This is a genomic window from Vreelandella sp. V005 (assembly GCF_052645115.1).
The window spans coordinates 43,136-61,807 of the sequence record NZ_JBQXYA010000001.1 but is presented as its reverse complement, the minus strand read 5'-3'; the positions used below and the strand labels follow the sequence as shown (position 1 = coordinate 61,807).

Below are 18,672 nucleotides of genomic sequence, written 5' to 3'. Positions count from 1 at the left end.
GGAGATGGCATGACGCTGAGTTCAGTCGATGTGTTGGCGGCGCTCGCGCGCGTATGGCCCAATTCACCGCTGCCTGATGACCTTCCGGCGCTGCCGGAGCAGGTGCACATTGAAATGGATTCTCGCAAGCTCCAGGCGGGCGATGTGTTTGTGGCAGTGCCGGGTACGCAACATGATGGTCGCGACTTTATCGAGCAAGCGCTTAAGGCAGGCGCTGCGCTTGTATTAGCGCAAGGCGAGCCTGGCAAGGTGTCTCTGGAAGGGCGCGTGCTAACGCTGCCGCACCTATCAGTGCGGCTAGGTGAATTCGGGCGCACTCTGTTTAAAGTACCTAATGACCTCGAAGTGATTGGCGTCACCGGAACCAACGGTAAAAGCTCCGTCACGCATTACATCGCTGCCCTTAGCGAGGCGTTAGGCACGCCCACCGGCCTCATTGGCACTTTGGGCGTTGGTCGTCCCGGTGCATTGCGCGATAGCGGCTTAACGACGCCTGGTTCTTTGGCACTACAGGCGACGCTGGGTGAGTTTGCAAGCCTGGGCGTTCGGCGCGTTGCGCTCGAGGTCTCCTCCCATGCGCTGGATCAACACCGTTTGGAAACAGTTAATGTCAGCGTGGGCGTGTTTACCAATCTGACTCGTGACCATTTGGATTACCATGGCAGTATGGCCGCTTACGCCGCGTCAAAGGCCAAACTTTTCCGCCGCTCTGAGCTTAGCCTGGCGGTGGTGAATGGCGATGATCCCTTGGCGCGGTTGATGCTGGCAGGCTGCCATAGCAATGTACGGGTGTTGGCCACGGGTAAAGACGAAGCCGTCACCTTGCGTGTGCTCGACTGGCAGGCTTTTGAGCAAGGTCAGCAGGCAATGATTGCGACCCCCGATGGCGAGAAAATGCTCAGCTTGGGATTAATGGGGCGCTTTAATTTAGATAACGTGCTGCTGGCGATGGCGGTGCTCTATGGATTAGGCGAATCGCTTGATGCGCTCTTTACTGCAGCCGCGTCGCTAACGCCGGTGCAAGGGCGTATGGAGCTCTATCGAGCGCCTAGCTTCCCCAGCGTCATCGTCGATTACGCCCACACCCCGGATGCGCTTCACAGCGCGCTGCAAGCACTGCGTGCCCACTTAGGCGATGCGGGCAAGCTGTGGTGCGTATTTGGCTGTGGCGGTGATCGTGACACCGGCAAGCGAGCCGAAATGGCTAGAGCCGCCGAGCCGTTAGCGGATCATATTGTGGTGACCGACGACAATCCCCGCTATGAGCCTGCAGCGCAAATTCGAGCGCATATTCTGGACGGGTTTTCTAACGCCGTGCAGCCCGTTGAAATTGGGGATCGTCGGGAAGCAGTGGCCACCGCTATTCAGCAGGCCAATGCTCAGGATGTGTTGCTGATCGCTGGAAAAGGTCATGAGGCGTATCAAGACATCCAGGGGGTGCGCCACGCCTATGCTGATAGCGAAGAAATTCAGCGCGCCTTCGCTACGCGGAGGCTTCAATAATGCAGTGGTCACTTGGCAAAATCGCTTCAGCACTGGGCATTGAAGCGCCCAGCGAGCAGGCGCAGCTTTGTATAAGTTCCGTCGTTACCGACAGCCGTAAGATCGAATCTGGCTGTCTGTTTATTGCTTTGAAAGGCCCTCACTTTGATGGCCATGACTATGTGGCAACGGCTCAATCGCTTGGCGCGGTGGCTGCCTTGGTCGATACCCCCGTGGCGGTCGACTTACCACAACTGGTCTGCCCCGATACACGCCTCTCGTTAGGACTTTTGGCGGGTGTGCATCGGTGCGCATGGCAAGGCCCCTTGATAGCGGTGACCGGCAATAGCGGTAAGACGACGGTTAAAGAGATGTGCGCGGCACTTCTAGCACCATTGGGGAATGTATTAGCCACCCAGGGTAACCTGAATAATGACTTTGGCGCGCCGCAGACCTTGTTACGCTTGCGGCCGGAGCATAACGCCGCTGTCATTGAGCTTGGTGCTAATCATTTGGGTGAAATTGCCTGGACAGCGCCACTGACTAAGCCCGATGTGGCAATCATTACCAATGTTACCGGTGCCCACGTGGGGGAGTTCGGTGGTATGGGGCAGATTGCTCAAGCCAAAAGCGAGCTGCTGGCCTGCCTGGGTGAACAGGCGACGGCGGTACTCAACCGGGATGACCGCTATTTTACATTTTGGGCGGCTCGCGCGGCCCCACGGCGGGTTGTGAGCTTCGGTTTTCATCCCAAGGCCGATGTGAGCGCCGCAGCGCTTTCCTGTGATCCGCAAGGGCGGTATGCTTTCACGCTATTGCAAAATGGCCAGGCGTTGGGACAAGTGCGTTTGCCGCTACTCGGTAAGCACAATGTCAGTAATGCGCTGGCCGCGGCCGCCGCGGCGCTAACACTGGGTGTGCCTAAAGAGCAGGTCATCGTGTGCCTGGAATCACTACACGCGTTAGCCGGCAGGTTAACCGTGGTGCCCGGTTTGCGAGGTGCCACCGTGCTGGATGATAGTTACAATGCCAACCCTGGCGCAGTTAAAGCGGCGTTGGATACCCTGGCGAGTTTCCCCGCTCCACGTTGGTGTGCGTTAGGGGCAATGGGCGAGTTGGGAGATACCTCTGAGGCGCTGCACGCTGATATCGGCCGCTACGCCGCTGAGCTTGGCATTGATGAGCTGTTGACGTTGGGCGATGCCGCTCGTTCTGCCAGCGAAGCCTTTGGTCGTGGGCTGCACTTTAACGATCACGAGGCGCTAATGCGTCATGTCACTAATTCTTTGCCGCCGGACACCACCTTGCTGGTGAAAGGATCGCGCAGTGCGGGCATGGAACATGTCGTGAATGCACTGCGTTCGGATGAAATAAGGTAAACGCCGTTCATGTTACTTCACTTGGCGAATTTTCTGTCGCAGTATCAAGCTGATTTTCAAGTCGTTAATTATTTAACGCTGCGTGTGATTTTAGGCGCGCTCACGTCGCTAATGCTCTGTTTATGGCTGGGGCCATGGATGATTCGACGTCTAGTCGAAGGCCAGATAGGCCAGTCCGTGCGTGATGATGGGCCGCAATCCCACCTTTCAAAGGCGGGCACCCCCACCATGGGCGGTGCAATGATATTGCTAGCCATCGCTATGAGTACCCTATTATGGGGCGACTTGACCAATCTCTATATATGGGTAGTGCTCGGTGTGACGCTAGGCTTTGGTGCCATTGGCTGGGTGGATGATTACCGCAAGGTCGTTGAGAAGAACCCGCGGGGTTTACCCGCTCGCTGGAAATATTTCTGGCAATCAGTGGTGGGCCTGGGAGCGGCGGTGCTGCTCTATTTGACTGCCGCCACGCCGGTCGAAACCAGCTTGCTGGTGCCGCTGTTTAAAGAAGTGGCTTTACCGCTGGGCGTTTTCTATATCGTGCTTACTTACTTTGTCATCGTAGGTAGCTCCAATGCGGTTAATTTAACCGATGGATTAGATGGTTTGGCCATTATGCCCACGGTGCTCGTGGCCATGGGTCTGTCGGTCTTTGCCTACGCTAGCGGTAATACCGTTTTCGCCGAGTATCTGCATATTCCGTTTATTGCTGGGACCGGTGAATTAGCCGTTTTTTGCGCCACGATTGCCGGTGCTGGCCTGGGCTTTTTATGGTTTAACACTTATCCCGCCCAGGTGTTTATGGGCGATGTCGGTGCGTTGGCGCTTGGGGCTGCACTGGGGGTGGTAGCGGTGATCGTTCGCCAGGAGATCGTGCTGTTTATCATGGGCGGCATTTTCGTAATGGAGACGGTCTCGGTTATCCTGCAAGTGGGGTCGTACAAGCTCACTGGGCGCCGTATTTTCCGCATGGCGCCTTTGCATCATCACTATGAATTGAAAGGCTGGCCTGAACCACGCGTGATCGTCCGTTTTTGGATTATAACCGTGGTGTTGGTGTTGCTTGGTCTCGCCACGCTTAAAGTGCGTTAATGCAGCTGGTCATGCATAAATCGACGGGTCATTGGCATGATGCTAGAGGGAGCCTGTGATGGTTCAAGTAGCGAAGGGCGTCACGCTAGTGGTAGGCCTGGGGCTCTCAGGTCGTGCTATTTGCCGCCATTTAAGCCGCTTAAATACGCCTTACATGGTGGCAGATACGCGGGCAGAACCACCCGGGCTGGATGATTTTCGTAGCGCGCATCCGGGCATTGATGTTCATTGCGGTGCGCTTACCGGATTGGATCTTCGTGAAGTGGAAGAGGTCGTCGTAAGCCCCGGGCTTGATCCGCGAATGCCGGGTTTGAAAGAGATCGCTGACCAAGTTAACCCGCGCACCGGGGAGCCTCGGGTGGTGGGTGAAATGGCCCTTTTTGTTCGTGCGACAAAGGCCCCCATTGCCGCGATTACCGGTTCCAATGCGAAGTCGACGGTCACCACCCTGCTGGGCGAAATGGCCGCCGCCGCAGGTGTTAATGCAGCCGTCGGTGGCAACTTGGGCACACCCGCGCTGGATCTGTTAGCCAGTCATGCCGATGCCGAGTTATATATTCTTGAGCTCTCAAGCTTTCAACTCGAAACCACGCCCCGTCTTGGGGCGAGCTGTGCCGCGTTTTTGAATTTATCCGAAGACCACCTTGACCGGCATGGTGATATGCAGGGCTATCACGCCGCCAAGCAACGTATTTTTATCGGTGCGCGCCATGCGGTGGTGAATGCAGATGATGCCCTCACTTGGCCTGACTATCCGGTTGATCAGTTGGCGTATTTTTCCCATCGAGCGCCGGAAGCGGAGGAGTGGGGGCTAGCGCTTTATCAGAACAAACTGACATTGATGAAAGGGTCTCAGCCTTGGCTGTCGATTGATGAACTCAATATCACCGGGCAGCACAACTACGCCAATGCCCTGGCGGCGTTGGCGATGGGGCAGGCACTGGGGTTGGCGGCGGCGCCCATGTGTAGCGCGTTAAGCGCTTTCAAAGGGCTGCCACACCGTAGCGAAGTCATCGCCCGTATCAATGGTGTTACCTGGGTTAACGACACTAAAGGTACAAACGTCGGGGCTACCCTGGCGGCCATCAATGGCATTGGCGCAACGTTAGAAGGCCGATTGATTTTACTCGCAGGTGGTGTAGGCAAGGGGGCAGATTTCACCCCATTGGCCGGGCCTTTAGCGCAATGCGCGCGCCAGGCGCTACTGTTTGGCCTGGATGCGCCGCGGATGGCTAAGGCGCTGGCTGGCCACGTGGCGATTCAACAAGTAGACGATTTAACCCAAGCCATGCAAATAGCCTATGAGATCGCTCAACCGGGGGACTGCGTGCTGCTGTCACCCGCCTGCGCGAGCCTGGATCAGTTTGCCAATTATCAAGCACGCGGTGAGCTGTTTCGTCGTTGGGTGCAGCGGCAGGCAGCGTCTACAGCCGGAGAAGTGCAATGAGCCGACTACAGCGTCTGCGTACAGTGCTTACCACGCGTGACCTGCCCTGTGATGTTTGGCTGGTGATGGCGGCGGTAGCCTTAGCCGGTTTGGGCTGGGTGATGGTGAGTTCGGCATCGATTGGCCTGCTGGAAGATACTTATCACTACTCCCGTCAGCACGGTATTTTTTTACTGCTCGCCATTATGGCCTGTATCTTTATGCTCTGCGTGCCGCTGGAAGTCTGGCGCCAAAATGCGGCGCTGATTCTGCTCACCTCTATTTTTCTATTGGTGCTGGTGCTCCTTATTGGTCAAGAAATTAACGGTAGTAAGCGTTGGATAGCGTTGCCGGGGCCGCTACCCAGTTTGCAAGTATCTGAGTTTGCCAAAATCGGGCTGATATTTTATATGGCGGCATTTATGTCGCGTTTTGCCTACGATTTGCGTCGGCGTGCGTTCAGCATGTGGCGGCCCTTAGCCGTGCTGGCAGTGCCCGCTGGACTGCTGTTTTTCGCCCCCGATTTTGGTGGCATGGTGGTCTTTACTGTTTGTGTCATTGGTATGTTGATGATGAGCGGCGCATCGCTGGTGCTACTGGTGGGCAGCGGTGCGCTGCTTGGCTCGGGCGCCGTGATGATGGTCGTGATCGAGCCCTATCGACTGGCTCGCTGGACGAGCTTTCTGGATCCCTGGGCGGACCAATTTGCGACAGGCTACCAGCTAACCCAGGCACTGATTGCCTTTGGGCGCGGTCACGTCACCGGCACCGGGCTTGGTAACAGCGTACAGAAGCTGCACTACCTGCCTGAGGCGCATACCGACTTTATATTTGCAGTGATCGCCGAAGAGTTGGGCATGGTTGGTGCGATCATCGTCGTGCTGCTGTTTACCCTGTTTATCGCCCGCGCCATGTTGGTGGGTCGCAAAGCCGAGTTGGCGGGGCATCTTTTTGGCGCTTACGTTAGTTACGGCATCGGTTTTGTTGTGGCTGCGCAAGCGTTTATTAACATGGCAGTGAGCTCCGGTCTACTGCCGACGAAAGGGTTAACACTGCCGCTAATGAGCTACGGCGGTTCTAGTCTGTTGGTAACTGGCGTCATGGTGGGGCTGCTGCTGCGTACGGATGCTGAAACACGCCACCGCCCACGGCGCGCATCCACCCCCTATCGAGCACGCCATGAACCGCGTTTATCGTAACGCTATGTCGCTTGGTGTTATTAGGAGTTTGATGTGAAGACTAACGTTAGGCGGCGAGTTTTGATAATGGCAGGCGGCACCGGCGGTCATGTCTTCCCAGCGCTTTCGCTGGCGAAGGCGCTGCAGGCACAGCAGGTAGATGTTGAATGGCTGGGTAGCCCTAGAGGCATCGAAAACCGCCTCGTCCCTGAGGCCGGCATTAAACTGCACACGATCGCCATTAGCGGACTACGCGGTAACGGTTTATTGGGCTGGCTAAAAGCACCGCTCAATTTGAGCCGTGCCGTCTTACAAGCGCGCACGGTGATCCGAGCGTTCAAGCCACATGTGGTAGTAGGTTTGGGCGGTTTTGCTAGCGGCCCGGGTGGTTTGGCCGCATGGCTTGCACGCGTGCCGTTAGTGATTCATGAGCAGAACGCAGTGGCAGGGCTGACTAATCGCGTTTTATCGCGACTGGCCAAGCGCACTTATGCTGCTTTCCCTGAGGCGTTTGGGGCACGGGCGGAAGTGATTGGTAACCCCGTGCGCGACGAAATTGCGATGCTGGGCAGTACGCCGCGGAATGTTGAAGCGCTCTCTGCCCGGCCACTACGGCTTTTAGTGGTGGGGGGCTCGCTTGGTGCGGTGGCGCTGAATGAACGACTGGCGCCCGCGCTGGCCGCACTGCCGGCTGAGCAGCGCCCAGAGGTGCGTCACCAGGCGGGTAAGAACCGTGAAGAGAGCACTGCCGAAAATTATCATCAGCACGGCGTAAGTGCTGACGTCAGCCCTTTTATCGATGATATGGCGGCCGCCTATGAGTGGGCCGACTTGGTGGTTTGCCGCTCAGGAGCGCTCACCATTGCGGAGCTAGCCGCGGCAGCCAAGCCTTCGCTATTGGTACCTTTTCCCTTTGCTGTCGATGATCATCAACGTATTAACGCGCAGGTGTTGGTCAAGGCAGGCGCCGCGAAATGTGTCGTTCAGTCGGAGCTGACCGTTGAGCGATTAAGCGAATTTTTAACTCAATTACTCGTCCCTTACACCCTGGCTGAAATGGCCGCAAAAGCCCGTCAAGCGGCGCATTTGGATGCGACGAAGCGTCTTACCGAAGGGTGTTTGGCGATGGTGCCGCTAGGAGACTCTGCGTGACCGATTCAGATAAAACCATGACGCCTACTCAGCGCACTCCCGCTGGCCCGGGCATGCGACGGATTCGGCGGATTCACTTCGTTGGCATCGGTGGCGCCGGTATGTGCGGTATCGCAGAGGTATTGGCGAACCAGGGATATAACGTCAGCGGTAGCGACATGAAAAACTCTTCTGTCGTGGAGCGGCTGCGGCAATGCGGTGTGTGCGTGGCGATCGGTCATGCCGAGGCGAATGTTGAAAACGCCGATGTGGTCGTCGTGTCTAGTGCCATTGATGAGACGAATCCAGAGATTCGCTGGGCCCATGAGCATCGTGTGCCGGTAGTCCGCCGCGCTGAAATGCTCGCTGAATTGATGCGTTTTCGCCATGGTATTGCCGTTGCGGGCACCCACGGTAAAACCACGACGACCAGTTTAACGGCGACGCTGCTGGCAGAAGGGGGCTTGGACCCAACCTTTGTGATTGGCGGTAAGCTGACCAGCGCCGGTGCCAATGCGCGTTTAGGCGAAGGCGACTATCTTGTCGCTGAAGCTGATGAGTCTGACGCCTCGTTTTTGCATTTACAGCCCATGGTGTCGATCGTTACCAACATCGATGCTGACCATATGGCGACGTATGGCGGTGACTTCGAACGGTTGAAAAACACCTTCATCGAGTTCCTGCATAATTTGCCCTTCTATGGCTTGGCGGTGCTGTGTATTGATGACCCGCATGTGCGCGTGCTGTGTGATCAGGTGAAGCGTCAGTTCGTCACCTATGGCTTTGATAACGATGCCGATTATCGCATCGTCGATTTTGCCCAGCGTGAAGGCGAAGTCTCGTTCACCGCCTTACGTCCGGGTGGCGCTCAGCCGTTAGCGGTGCGCCTGGCCATGCCTGGCCGCCATAATGCGCTCAACGCAATGGCGGCCATTGTCGTCGCCACTGACGCAGGCGTTAGCGATAGCGCGATCTTGAGCGGGTTGGCGGGCTTTGCAGGTGTCGGCCGCCGATTCCAGGTGCATGGCAATTTCCCTGCGCCCAAAGGCGGTGGGGATATCATGCTGGTCGATGACTACGGCCACCACCCCCGTGAAGTCGACATGGTGATTCAAGCGGTGCGCGCAGGTTGGCCCAATCGTCGTCTGGTGATGCTTTATCAGCCGCACCGCTACAGCCGTACTCGCGATTTATATGAAGATTTTGTACGGGTGCTTTCCCAAGTCGACACGCTTGTATTGCTAGACGTATACAGCGCGGGTGAAGCGGTGATCCCAGGGGCCGAAGGAAGAACGCTGGCTGGGTCAATCCGTCAGCGCGGCGAAGTCGACCCGCTCTTTGTCGAGCATAAGAATGAACTACCTGTGTTATTAGCCAACGTATTACGCCCTGACGATATTCTCATTACCCAAGGCGCCGGTGATGTAGGCGGTATTTCTCTGCGCTTGGCGCAGGCACGGTTAGTGATGAGCGAGGTAGCGCTGTGAGTGATGACGTAGCAAAAAAACCATCGTTGGACAACGTCGTCGTGGTATATGGCGGCACCTCAGCAGAGCGTGAAGTATCGCTTAAAAGCGGTGCGGCAGTGCTGGAGGCACTTCAACGTAAAGGTGTTAACGCGACTGGCTATGATCCCAAGGACAATGGCTTGGTAGGTTTGGAGCAGTTAGCGCCCTCTGTGGTCTTTGTTGCCCTACATGGTCGCGGCGGGGAAGATGGCACCCTGCAGGGGGCGCTGGAACTTTTGAATATTCCTTATACCGGCAGTGGCGTGCTTGCCTCGGCGCTAGGTATGGACAAGCAGCGCACCAAGCAGGTGTGGAGCGCGGTGGGCTTGCCGACGCCTGAAAGTATTATGTTGGATGCCGCGGCGGACTGGTCAGCGGTAGTGGCACAGCTTGGCTTGCCCCTGATTGTAAAGCCCGTGCATGAAGGTTCTACGCTGGGTATCAGCATTGTCAAAAGCCAGGCCGCGCTTGAAGCCGCCTACCACGAGGCGGCGCAGTACGATGCACGTGTGATGGCAGAGCGCTTTATAGTGGGCGACGAATACACGGTTGCCCTACTGGGTAATCAAGTGTTACCGGCGATTCGCGTTGAGGTGCCCGGTGGCTTTTATGACTACGAAGCAAAATATATCGCTAACACCACACAGTATCACCTGCCATGCGGCTTATCTGTCGTTGACGAAGAAGCGTTAGCGCAGCTGTGTCAGCAGGCGTTTTCAGCCATTGGCGGCGTAGGCTGGGGCCGCGTTGACGTCATGCGCGATAGTGAAGGGCAGTTCTGGCTGTTAGAAGTCAACACCGTGCCTGGGATGACTGATCACAGTTTGGTGCCTCAGTCTGCGGCCCATGCGGGACTTTCATTCGACGATTTGGTGTTGGCGATACTGAAAGCCGCAGGCGGGCAATAAGCACTATGATGAGTTTGTTATACAGGGTGCCTTATGAAAAGGCGTAATGCTTGGCTGGGCGTTATCCTGTTGGCCTTGCTGATGGGTGCGGGTGGGCGAGCGCTTTGGCTGTGGCTAGACCGCCCCATTGAGCGAGTGTCTATCCGTGGGGAATGGGAGTATGTCAGCGCTGATTACCTACGCACACAGCTGGCGCCGTTGGTAATTGATGCTACGTGGCTGTCCGCTGATTTAGGTGAATTGCGTGATCGCGCACTGCAGGTAGGCTGGTTGAACGAAGTGCGCATTACCCGTGAGTGGCCCAATGCGTTAGTGTTTGAGCTCATTGAGCAACAGCCCGTGGCACGCTGGAATGACGATTTTTTACTTAATCCAGAAGGTGAGCCTTTCGCCTTTGCGCCTTTAAACGCGCCGTCGGGCCTGCCGGACATGGCCGGTCCCGCGGGAAGCAGCGAAGAAGTGTTGGACTACTATCAGCGGCTTTTGCCGCATTTTGCCCAATTATCACTTAAACTGACCCAGCTTCGCTTAGAGCCTCGCGGTGCATGGCGGTTGCAATTAAACGATGGTGCTTGGGTAATGTTAGGGCGTCGTCAACATGAAGTGCGTCTGGCACGTTTATCGGCTTCATGGCAAAGAGAGTTATACACTTTAGGCGACCAGATTCGCTATATCGATCTGCGTTATCCTAACGGGGTCGCTGTTGCGTGGCACGGACAAAGTGAATTTGCTGTGCAAGATGAGTAATGCTTCTATTACTTGCTGCAAATAAGGTGTAAAAGTGAGTGGTTGCCATCATTGAAAAAGCCCGTTATCGGCTTTAAATTGCTTCCTATGGCTATTATTGTGGGTTTGTAGTAGTCGTATTACGTCTATTGTTTCTATACTATGGGCTAGATGTTGATTAAGTGGCTTTTATTTTTAGCTATTTGCACTTAGTGAGTGTCAAAACGACACACTGTTTATTTTGGGTAGCACGCTTTAAATGTTGGATTAAGCGGTATCCGACTAATTATTTATTTTAATAATCATGCAAGGAGATTTACCGACTCATGGCAGGCTCACCCAACGCATCCAATATGGTGGTCGGGCTGGACATTGGAACGTCCAAGGTCGTCGCGATAGTCGGTCAACCTACCGATGATGGCGGAATAGAAATTGCCGGTATTGGTTCACACCCCTCCCGCGGTATGAAGCGTGGAGTTGTAATCAATATTGAATCAACGGTGCAGTCTATCCAGCGTGCCGTTGAAGAAGCCGAGTTAATGGCTGGCTGTGATATCCACTCTGTCTATGTTGGCGTGGCCGGTAGTCATATCAGTTCAATGAATTCTGATGGCGTCGTGGCTATTAAAGAGCGCGAAGTAACACCTTCCGATATAGAGCGTGTTATTGATTCCGCACGAGCACGCGCTATTTCAGAAGGGCAACGCGTACTGCACGTATTGCCTCAAGAGTTTTCAATCGATGCGCAGGGAGGCATTCGTGAGCCCCTGGGTATGTCCGGCGTGCGCCTGGAAGCGCAGGTGCATTTGGTGACAGCCGCATTGAATGCGGTGCAAAATATTGAAAAGTGTGTCCGTCGCTGCGGGCTCGAGGTAGATGCTATTATTTTAGAGCAGCTCGCCTCAAGCATGGCCGTACTAACGGAAGACGAGCGTGAGCTGGGTGTCTGCATGGTCGATATCGGTGGCGGAACGACCGATATGGCGATCTTTAGCGAAGGTGCCATACGTCATACAGCGGTTATTCCTATCGCCGGTGATCAAGTCACTAACGATATTGCCATGGCGCTACGCACGCCCACCCAGCATGCTGAAGAGATCAAAGTGAAATATGCTTGTGCGCTTACTCACTTAGCGTCAAGCGATGAAATGATTAAAGTACCTAGCGTAGGTGATCGTCCTGCACGTGACCTATCACGCCAAGCACTCGCTGAAGTGGTAGAGCCGCGCTACGAAGAACTGTTTACGCTAGTAAGAGATGAGTTGCGCCGAAGTGGCTATGAAGACATGGTGGCCGCCGGGATAGTGCTTACCGGTGGTACCTCGCGCATGGAAGGAGTTAGCGAATTGGCAGAAGAAATTTTCCATATGCCTGTTCGCATCGCATGTCCGCAAAACGTTAGAGGTTTAGCGGATGTCGTGCGTAACCCCATATATGCGACGGGCGTTGGTCTGCTGCATTATGCCTTGCAAGAAACGCGTCATGGGCAAGGCCTAAGAAGCCACGGGGGAGTGGTTGCTGCCCATAAGGGCCGTAATGAGCTTGCCCGGCGTGATATCAAGGAAGACCATTCGGCGCTGGCAAGAATTAAAGGCTGGTTCAAAGGAAATTTCTGACAGGGCCGCAAGCGCGGTTCAGGAGACGGGGCTTATGTTCGAATTGGTAGATAACGCACCCTCGAGCAGTGCGGTCATCAAAGTGGTTGGTGTTGGCGGCGGTGGCGGCAATGCTGTTAACCACATGGTCGAAAGCAATATCGAAGGCGTTGAGTTTATCTGCGCTAACACCGATGCGCAGGCGCTCAAGCGCGTTTCGGCGAAAACGGTATTGCAACTGGGCAGTGAAATCACCAAAGGGTTAGGCGCAGGTGCCAATCCTGAAGTGGGTCGCCAAGCCGCAATGGAAGACCGCGAACGTATTGCGGAGTTGCTGGTAGGCGCCGATATGGTCTTTATCACTGCCGGAATGGGCGGTGGTACAGGCACCGGTGGTGCGCCGGTCGTTGCTCAGGTTGCTAAAGAACTAGGCATTCTCACCGTCGCAGTCGTGACGCGCCCCTTCCCCTTTGAAGGGCCAAAGCGCATGCGCGCGGCAGAAGAGGGCATGAAAGAGCTCTCTGAGCACGTCGATTCGCTGATCACCATTCCTAATGAAAAACTGCTGTCGGTGCTGGGCAAAAATGCCACGCTGCTAACGGCGTTTAGCGCTGCTAACGATGTGCTATTGGGAGCGGTTCAAGGGATTGCCGAGCTGATTACCAGCCCCGGTATCATCAACGTCGACTTCGCTGATGTGCGCACTGTAATGTCCGAAATGGGCATGGCGATGATGGGTACCGGCGGAGCGACGGGTGAAAACCGCGCTCGTGAAGCTGCCGAAAAAGCCATTCGCAGCCCGCTGCTGGAAGATATCGATCTTCATGGCGCGCGCGGTATCCTGGTCAACATCACTGCTGGCCCTGATTTGTCGATTGGCGAGTTCAATGATGTCGGTGCTACCGTGCAAGAGTTTGCGTCGCCGGACGCTACTATCGTGGTGGGTACCTCCATTGATATGGAAATGTCCGATGAGCTGCGTGTAACGGTAGTGGCAGCAGGCCTGGACGGTAACAAGGCCAAAACGGCCGCCCGTGAGCCCGCTCGTCGCTCAGCAGCGGAGTCTTCTTCTGATTACCGCAAGCTGCAACAACCAACGGTAATGCGTCAGCAGGCCACCGCGCGCGCTGAAGCACCTGAAGCCGCCGCTAAATCTCGTCCTGAAAAGCGTCGTGCTACCGAAGCCGACGACTATCTGGACATCCCCGCGTTTCTACGCCGCCAGGCGGATTGATTCTCGATAACAGCAGCACTGTAACAGCGGGCGAGCGTTTTATTGGCTAAAACGCTCGCTTGCTGTTAAAGTGAACACTGTTTGATAACTTTTTCTCTACGGTCATTACCGTCATCAGAGCTCGACTACTGCCCATGATCAGACAACGCACCCTACAAAATGTCATTCGCGCCACCGGCGTGGGCCTGCATTCTGGCAAAAAAGTTCATTTGGCTTTGCGTCCGGCGCCTGCCAATACTGGGATTGTGTTTGTCAGAACCGATCTGGACCCTGTCGTGCATGTACCTGCGCGCGCTGAGTTGGTTGAAGATACTAAGCTGTGCACGGCACTCTCCAATAATGGCGTTAAGGTGGCTACCGTCGAGCACCTCATGTCCGCTTTTGCCGGGCTGGGTATCGATAACGCCTACGTGGACGTTAGCGAACCTGAAGTGCCGATTATGGATGGCAGCGCGAGTCCTTTCGTCTTTTTGATTCAATCGGCGGGTATTCTGGAGCAGGATGCTGCGAAAAAATTTATTCGCATCAAGCAGCGTGTTGCCGTCACAGATGGCGATAAAGAGGCCGTTTTCTTACCGCACCAAGGCTTTAAAGTCTCTTTTGCTATCGACTTTGACCACCCGGTTTTTGAACAGCAGAAACAAACAGCATTGATCGATTTTTCGACCACTTCCTTTGTCAAGGAAGTGTCGCGTGCACGTACTTTTGGCTTTATGCGTGATTTAGAGTTTTTGCGTTCTAATAATTTGGCATTAGGCGGTAGCTTAGATAACGCAATCGTGGTCGATGATTATCGCATTGTTAACGAAGGCGGTCTTCGTTATGAAGATGAGTTCGTTAAGCATAAAGTGCTGGATGCTATCGGTGACTTGTATCAGCTTGGCTATAGCTTGATTGGTGAGTTCCGCGGTGTTAAATCCGGTCACGCACTGAACAATCAGCTTTGTCGCGAACTGATGGCACAGCCAGACGCTTATGAAATCGTAACGTTTGAAGAAGATAAGGCCGTGGCGCCAATCTCCTACGCAGCCCCTGCGATGGCATAACGTAATTGCCCTGAGTAACTGAGCGAATTCGTCGTGAATTGCTGGTCAAGCATGGCCACTTGATTAAAGCACCGCTTAGGCGGTGCTTTATGCGTTTAAGGGGTGGAGATTGTTATATTGATAGGCTACTTCAATGGCGATATGGCCGCGGTTATTCACTAGGTGCTCGGGCATGAGAGGCCAATCGTTCTAGGGCGCGTTTTAAGGCTGGGTTGGATGTATCCTCTGCGCACTCGGCCAGTGTCTTGCCAGCATCCGCTGAAAGACGGCGGGTATTGCGTGGTGGTGCCACGATAGGGCGCACAGGGCGTACCTTGAAGGTAAAGCCGCTAACGCCTTCAAAGCCGGGCAATTGATGAAGTAGTTCTAACAAGCGCTGCTGCTCAAAACGTAGCCATGTGAGCCAACTGGCTTGACCGCTGATGAGCGTTAAACGGCCTTCGCGAAAACCACCGACAAAAATATGTTCACGCATCTCTTCCGGTAGATGCGCGCGAAGATGCCGTTGAGCCTGATCAATCAAGCGCGATAGGCGCATTAACTGATTAATATCGCCGGACTTGCTGAGCAGGCGGGCAATGGGCTGTGCGCGAGAACGCTTAACCTTTATACTCATACGCTTAATTCCTAGGGTGCAGCTATTTTAGGCACCGCTACTAATGATGTCGGCCACCTTCGCCGATGGCTGATTAGTAAACTTTACCACGCTCAGGAGCCGGTCTACAGCATGACAGCTACGCTTGATGTTCAATCAGCTTTGCCGCGACGACATCGTCGTTACGGCTTAGCGCGTTGGTGGCTGGCCGGGCTGTTAGTGAGCTGTCTCTTACCCGCAAGCTTAAGCCCTACGGATGCCTTCCGCGGTGGCGATCGCAGTATCACTATTTGTTTATGGGTACCTGCGATCTTGCGTGCGCAGTCGCACTGGGTGGCTAAACGTCAGCGTGCGCTACGCCGTTGGGCGCAACGGCCCCAGCGTTTTGCCCCGGTACGGCAGCTCAGCAGTTGGTTTGCGCCGATCAAACTGCGGGTAGCCGCGCGCGATGTCTTGACCCAGCGCGGCCCTCCTTCCCATTGATTAGGCTGTCACGATGCTTACTTTGTCCCTACGCCGATAGGTAAATGCCTACGCTGATCGGTGAATACGTTGCAGAAGGGTTCTGCAATGCAAGACAAAGTCCGATGGGTTGTTTGTGAATATTTGGATTTTTCATGCTTAATAATTTGTTACGTAAAGTTGTCGGTTCCAAAAATGACCGCGACGTTAAACGCATGCACAAAAATGTGCCGCAAATCAATGCACTTGAAGCAGAGTTCGAGGCACTGAGTGCTGCTGATTTACAGCAAAAGACCGCCCAGCTACGCGAGCGACTGGAAGCAGGCGAGTCTCTTGATACGCTGCTAGCGCCCGCTTTTGCGATTGTCCGTGAAGCCAGTAAACGCGTCATGGGCATGCGCCATTTTGATGTCCAAATGGTGGGGGGCATGACGCTTCATCGTGGTCGAATTGCAGAAATGAAGACCGGTGAAGGTAAAACCCTGGTGGCCACGCTCGCGGTATATTTGAATGCGCTGCCCGGGAAAGGTGTTCATGTGGTGACAGTGAACGACTACTTGGCTCGTCGTGACGCGGAGTGGATGCGACCGCTGTATGAATTTCTCGGCCTTTCGGTTGGCGTTATCTTCTCTGGTCAGACGGGCGAAGAGAAGCGCCATGCCTACCAGTGTGATATCACTTACGGCACCAATAACGAATTCGGCTTTGATTATCTACGCGATAACATGGCGTTTTCACTAGAGGATAAAGTGCAGCGTGGCCTGCATTACGCCATTGTCGATGAAGTCGACTCGATTCTCATCGATGAAGCGCGTACGCCACTCATCATTTCAGGCGCGGTAGACGAAAACACCGATCTCTATAAAGTCGTCAACCAATTGGCTCAACAGCTAGAGAAAGGTGAAGAAATTGAAGATGAGGAAGCCCCCGTCGTGGGTGACTTCTTAGTCGACGAGAAGCAGAAACAGGTCGAGCTGACCGAGCAAGGGCACAATAAAGTAGAAGAGCTGATGCGTGCTGAAGGCCGACTTGGTGATGAAGAATCGCTCTATGCCGCACAAAACCTCAATCTGCTGCAGCACATGCACTCGGCCTTGCGTGCACGTTACCTTTATCATCGTGATGTTGATTACATCGTTTCTGAAGGGCAGGTGGTCATCGTCGATGAGCACACCGGCCGTTCGATGCCAGGTCGCCGCTGGTCGGAAGGTTTGCATCAGGCGGTTGAGGCCAAAGAGGGTGTAACGGTTCAGCGGGAAAGCCAAACGCTTGCTTCGACCACTTTCCAGAACTATTTCCGTCTGTATGAAAAATTGGCCGGTATGACCGGTACTGCAGATACCGAAGCTTTTGAATTTCGCCAGATTTATGGGTTAGACGTGGTGGTCATTCCCACTAACCGCCCCTTGGCGCGCAAAGACTTAAATGATTTGGTGTACTTAAGCGCCGAAGAGAAGTACGAAGCGATTATCAAAGATGTCAAAACCGAGACTGAAGCTGGTCGCCCCGTGCTGGTCGGTACCGCCTCGATTGAAACATCCGAGTACCTTGCCAATCTGATGCGTGAAGCAGGCCTTAACTTCAACGTACTTAATGCCAAGCAGCACCAGAGCGAAGCCGAGATTATTGCTCAGGCGGGCCGTCCGGGAGCGATTACCATCGCTACCAATATGGCCGGGCGGGGTACCGATATCGTACTGGGCGGCAACTGGGAAGCAGAAGCGGCTAAACTTCAAAACCCTAGTCAGGAACAGGTCGATGCGCTGAAGGCTGAGTGGCAAGCGCGCCATGATGGCGTGCTTGCCGCTGGCGGCTTGCATGTGGTGGGCTCCGAGCGCCATGAGTCTCGGCGTATCGATAACCAGTTGCGGGGTCGTGCTGGCCGCCAGGGCGATCCAGGCTCCACTCGCTTCTTCTTGTCGCTAGAAGACAGTCTGATGCGGTTGTTTGGTTCTGATCGCGTCAAGCGTCTGATGCAGGCGTTGGGGCTTGAGCATGGCGAAGCCATTGAACATAAGATGGTTTCCAACGCCGTTGAGCGTGCCCAGAAAAAAGTCGAAGGACGTAACTTCGATATCCGCAAACAGCTACTCGAATACGATGATGTTGCCAATGATCAGCGCCGGGTCATTTACGACCAGCGTAATGAAGTGCTCGCCGCGGATAATATTGCCGATGCCGTTATCGGCATTCGCGAAGAGGTTATGGAAGCAGCGATAAGCGACTATGTTCCCCCGCAAAGCCTGCCCGAGCAGTGGGATTTGCCAGGTCTGGAAGCGCATTTAAAAACAGAGTTCAACCTGGACGCGCCGGTGGTTAAGTGGGCAACTGAAGATGATCGCTTTAGTGAAGAACAGTTGCGCGAGCGGTTGCAAACCATGCATCGCGAGTCCTACGCGGCGAAAGTGGCGGCAGCGGGCGAGAAATTGATTCGTCGCTTTGAGAAGCAAGTCATGCTTCAGGTGCTCGATACTCGCTGGAAAGAGCACCTTCAGTCAATGGATCACCTGCGTCGCGGTATTCACCTGCGCGGGTACGCTCAGAAAAACCCCAAGCAGGAGTACAAGCGTGAGTCTTTCGAGCTCTTCCAGCACCTGCTTGAACACATTAAAGAAGATGTAACGCGCATTCTGAGCCACGTGCAGGTTCGCCAGCCCGAAGAAGTGGATGCTTTAGAGCGCCAACGCCGCGAAGCGCTGGAGCGTGAAACGGCCACGGCTGCTAGCCGACACGACGCCCCGGCCCCTGAACCGTCCGAAAACGAACAGGGGGCACCGGGCAGTGAAGGGCGCCCGGTGCGTCGCGAAGGACCCAAAGTAGGCCGTAATGACCCCTGTTTTTGTGGTTCGGGTAAAAAGTATAAGCAGTGCTGTGGGAAATTAAGCTAACAGCGATTGTGCCTGACATAAC

Annotated in this window: 15 protein-coding genes; 14 read left to right on the top strand and 1 reads right to left on the bottom strand. The window is 54.8% G+C overall.

The genetic code is table 11. The features are described 5' to 3' along the window. The first annotated feature begins 9 nt into the window (after positions 1–9). The 12 genes from ACUN8H_RS00270 (at position 10) to lpxC (ending at position 14,705) form a co-directional block, all read left to right on the top strand. Complete coding sequence (locus tag ACUN8H_RS00270) at positions 10–1,503, top strand: UDP-N-acetylmuramoyl-L-alanyl-D-glutamate--2,6-diaminopimelate ligase (protein WP_445530212.1); 1,494 nt, start codon at positions 10–12, stop codon at positions 1,501–1,503. Beyond that, positions 1,503–2,861, top strand: coding sequence for a UDP-N-acetylmuramoyl-tripeptide--D-alanyl-D-alanine ligase (locus tag ACUN8H_RS00265; RefSeq protein ID WP_445530211.1), 1,359 nt, complete (start codon positions 1,503–1,505; stop codon positions 2,859–2,861). Before ACUN8H_RS00270 ends, ACUN8H_RS00265 begins: the two co-directional genes overlap by 1 nt. Positions 2,862–2,870: 9 nt before the next feature. Next, positions 2,871–3,953 (top strand): phospho-N-acetylmuramoyl-pentapeptide-transferase, encoded by a 1,083-nt coding sequence (mraY, locus tag ACUN8H_RS00260; protein WP_445530210.1) that lies wholly within the window; start codon positions 2,871–2,873, stop codon positions 3,951–3,953. A 58-nt stretch (positions 3,954–4,011) separates the two neighbouring features. After that, a complete protein-coding gene (murD, locus tag ACUN8H_RS00255; RefSeq protein WP_445530209.1) occupies positions 4,012–5,400 on the top strand; it encodes a UDP-N-acetylmuramoyl-L-alanine--D-glutamate ligase in 1,389 nt (462 codons plus the stop codon). After that, positions 5,397–6,578, top strand: a complete 1,182-nt coding sequence (ftsW, locus tag ACUN8H_RS00250; RefSeq protein ID WP_445530208.1) for a putative lipid II flippase FtsW — start codon at positions 5,397–5,399, stop codon at positions 6,576–6,578. Before murD ends, ftsW begins: the two co-directional genes overlap by 4 nt. A 33-nt stretch (positions 6,579–6,611) precedes the next feature. Continuing rightward, on the top strand, positions 6,612–7,709 hold the full coding sequence (gene murG, locus ACUN8H_RS00245; RefSeq protein ID WP_445530207.1) for an undecaprenyldiphospho-muramoylpentapeptide beta-N-acetylglucosaminyltransferase: 1,098 nt from the start codon (positions 6,612–6,614) through the stop codon (positions 7,707–7,709). 17 nt (positions 7,710–7,726) lie between these two features. Beyond that, complete coding sequence (gene murC, locus ACUN8H_RS00240) at positions 7,727–9,175, top strand: UDP-N-acetylmuramate--L-alanine ligase (RefSeq protein WP_445531057.1); 1,449 nt, start codon at positions 7,727–7,729, stop codon at positions 9,173–9,175. Continuing rightward, positions 9,172–10,104 (top strand): D-alanine--D-alanine ligase, encoded by a 933-nt coding sequence (locus tag ACUN8H_RS00235; RefSeq protein ID WP_445530206.1) that lies wholly within the window; start codon positions 9,172–9,174, stop codon positions 10,102–10,104. Before murC ends, ACUN8H_RS00235 begins: the two co-directional genes overlap by 4 nt. A 33-nt stretch (positions 10,105–10,137) precedes the next feature. Then, on the top strand, positions 10,138–10,851 hold the full coding sequence (locus tag ACUN8H_RS00230) for a cell division protein FtsQ/DivIB (RefSeq protein WP_445530205.1): 714 nt from the start codon (positions 10,138–10,140) through the stop codon (positions 10,849–10,851). Positions 10,852–11,156: 305 nt separating this feature from the next. After that, positions 11,157–12,446 carry a cell division protein FtsA gene (gene ftsA / locus ACUN8H_RS00225; protein ID WP_290695163.1) on the top strand — a complete coding sequence of 430 codons (1,290 nt, stop codon included), beginning with the start codon at positions 11,157–11,159 and terminating at the stop codon, positions 12,444–12,446. 34 nt (positions 12,447–12,480) lie between these two features. Continuing rightward, a complete protein-coding gene (gene ftsZ, locus ACUN8H_RS00220; protein ID WP_445530204.1) occupies positions 12,481–13,659 on the top strand; it encodes a cell division protein FtsZ in 1,179 nt (392 codons plus the stop codon). A 134-nt stretch (positions 13,660–13,793) separates the two neighbouring features. Further along, the gene (gene lpxC, locus ACUN8H_RS00215) at positions 13,794–14,705 is read left to right on the top strand and encodes a UDP-3-O-acyl-N-acetylglucosamine deacetylase (RefSeq protein ID WP_445530203.1); all 912 of its coding nucleotides are present in this window, start codon (positions 13,794–13,796) and stop codon (positions 14,703–14,705) included. A gap of 151 nt (positions 14,706–14,856) precedes the next feature. Here the strand turns inward: lpxC and ACUN8H_RS00210 are convergent, their stop codons facing one another. Next, on the bottom strand, positions 14,857–15,321 hold the full coding sequence (locus ACUN8H_RS00210) for a DUF721 domain-containing protein (protein WP_445530202.1): 465 nt from the start codon (positions 15,319–15,321) through the stop codon (positions 14,857–14,859). Positions 15,322–15,432: 111 nt separating this feature from the next. Here ACUN8H_RS00210 and ACUN8H_RS00205 point away from each other — a divergent pair, with 111 nt between their 5' ends. Together ACUN8H_RS00205 and secA are read left to right on the top strand one after the other, a co-directional pair. Next, positions 15,433–15,783: a hypothetical protein gene (locus tag ACUN8H_RS00205; RefSeq protein ID WP_445530201.1), complete on the top strand. Its 351-nt coding sequence runs from the start codon at positions 15,433–15,435 to the stop codon at positions 15,781–15,783. Between the two features lie 134 nt (positions 15,784–15,917). After that, positions 15,918–18,650, top strand: coding sequence for a preprotein translocase subunit SecA (secA, locus tag ACUN8H_RS00200; RefSeq protein WP_445530200.1), 2,733 nt, complete (start codon positions 15,918–15,920; stop codon positions 18,648–18,650). The last annotated feature ends 22 nt before the right edge of the window (positions 18,651–18,672 follow it).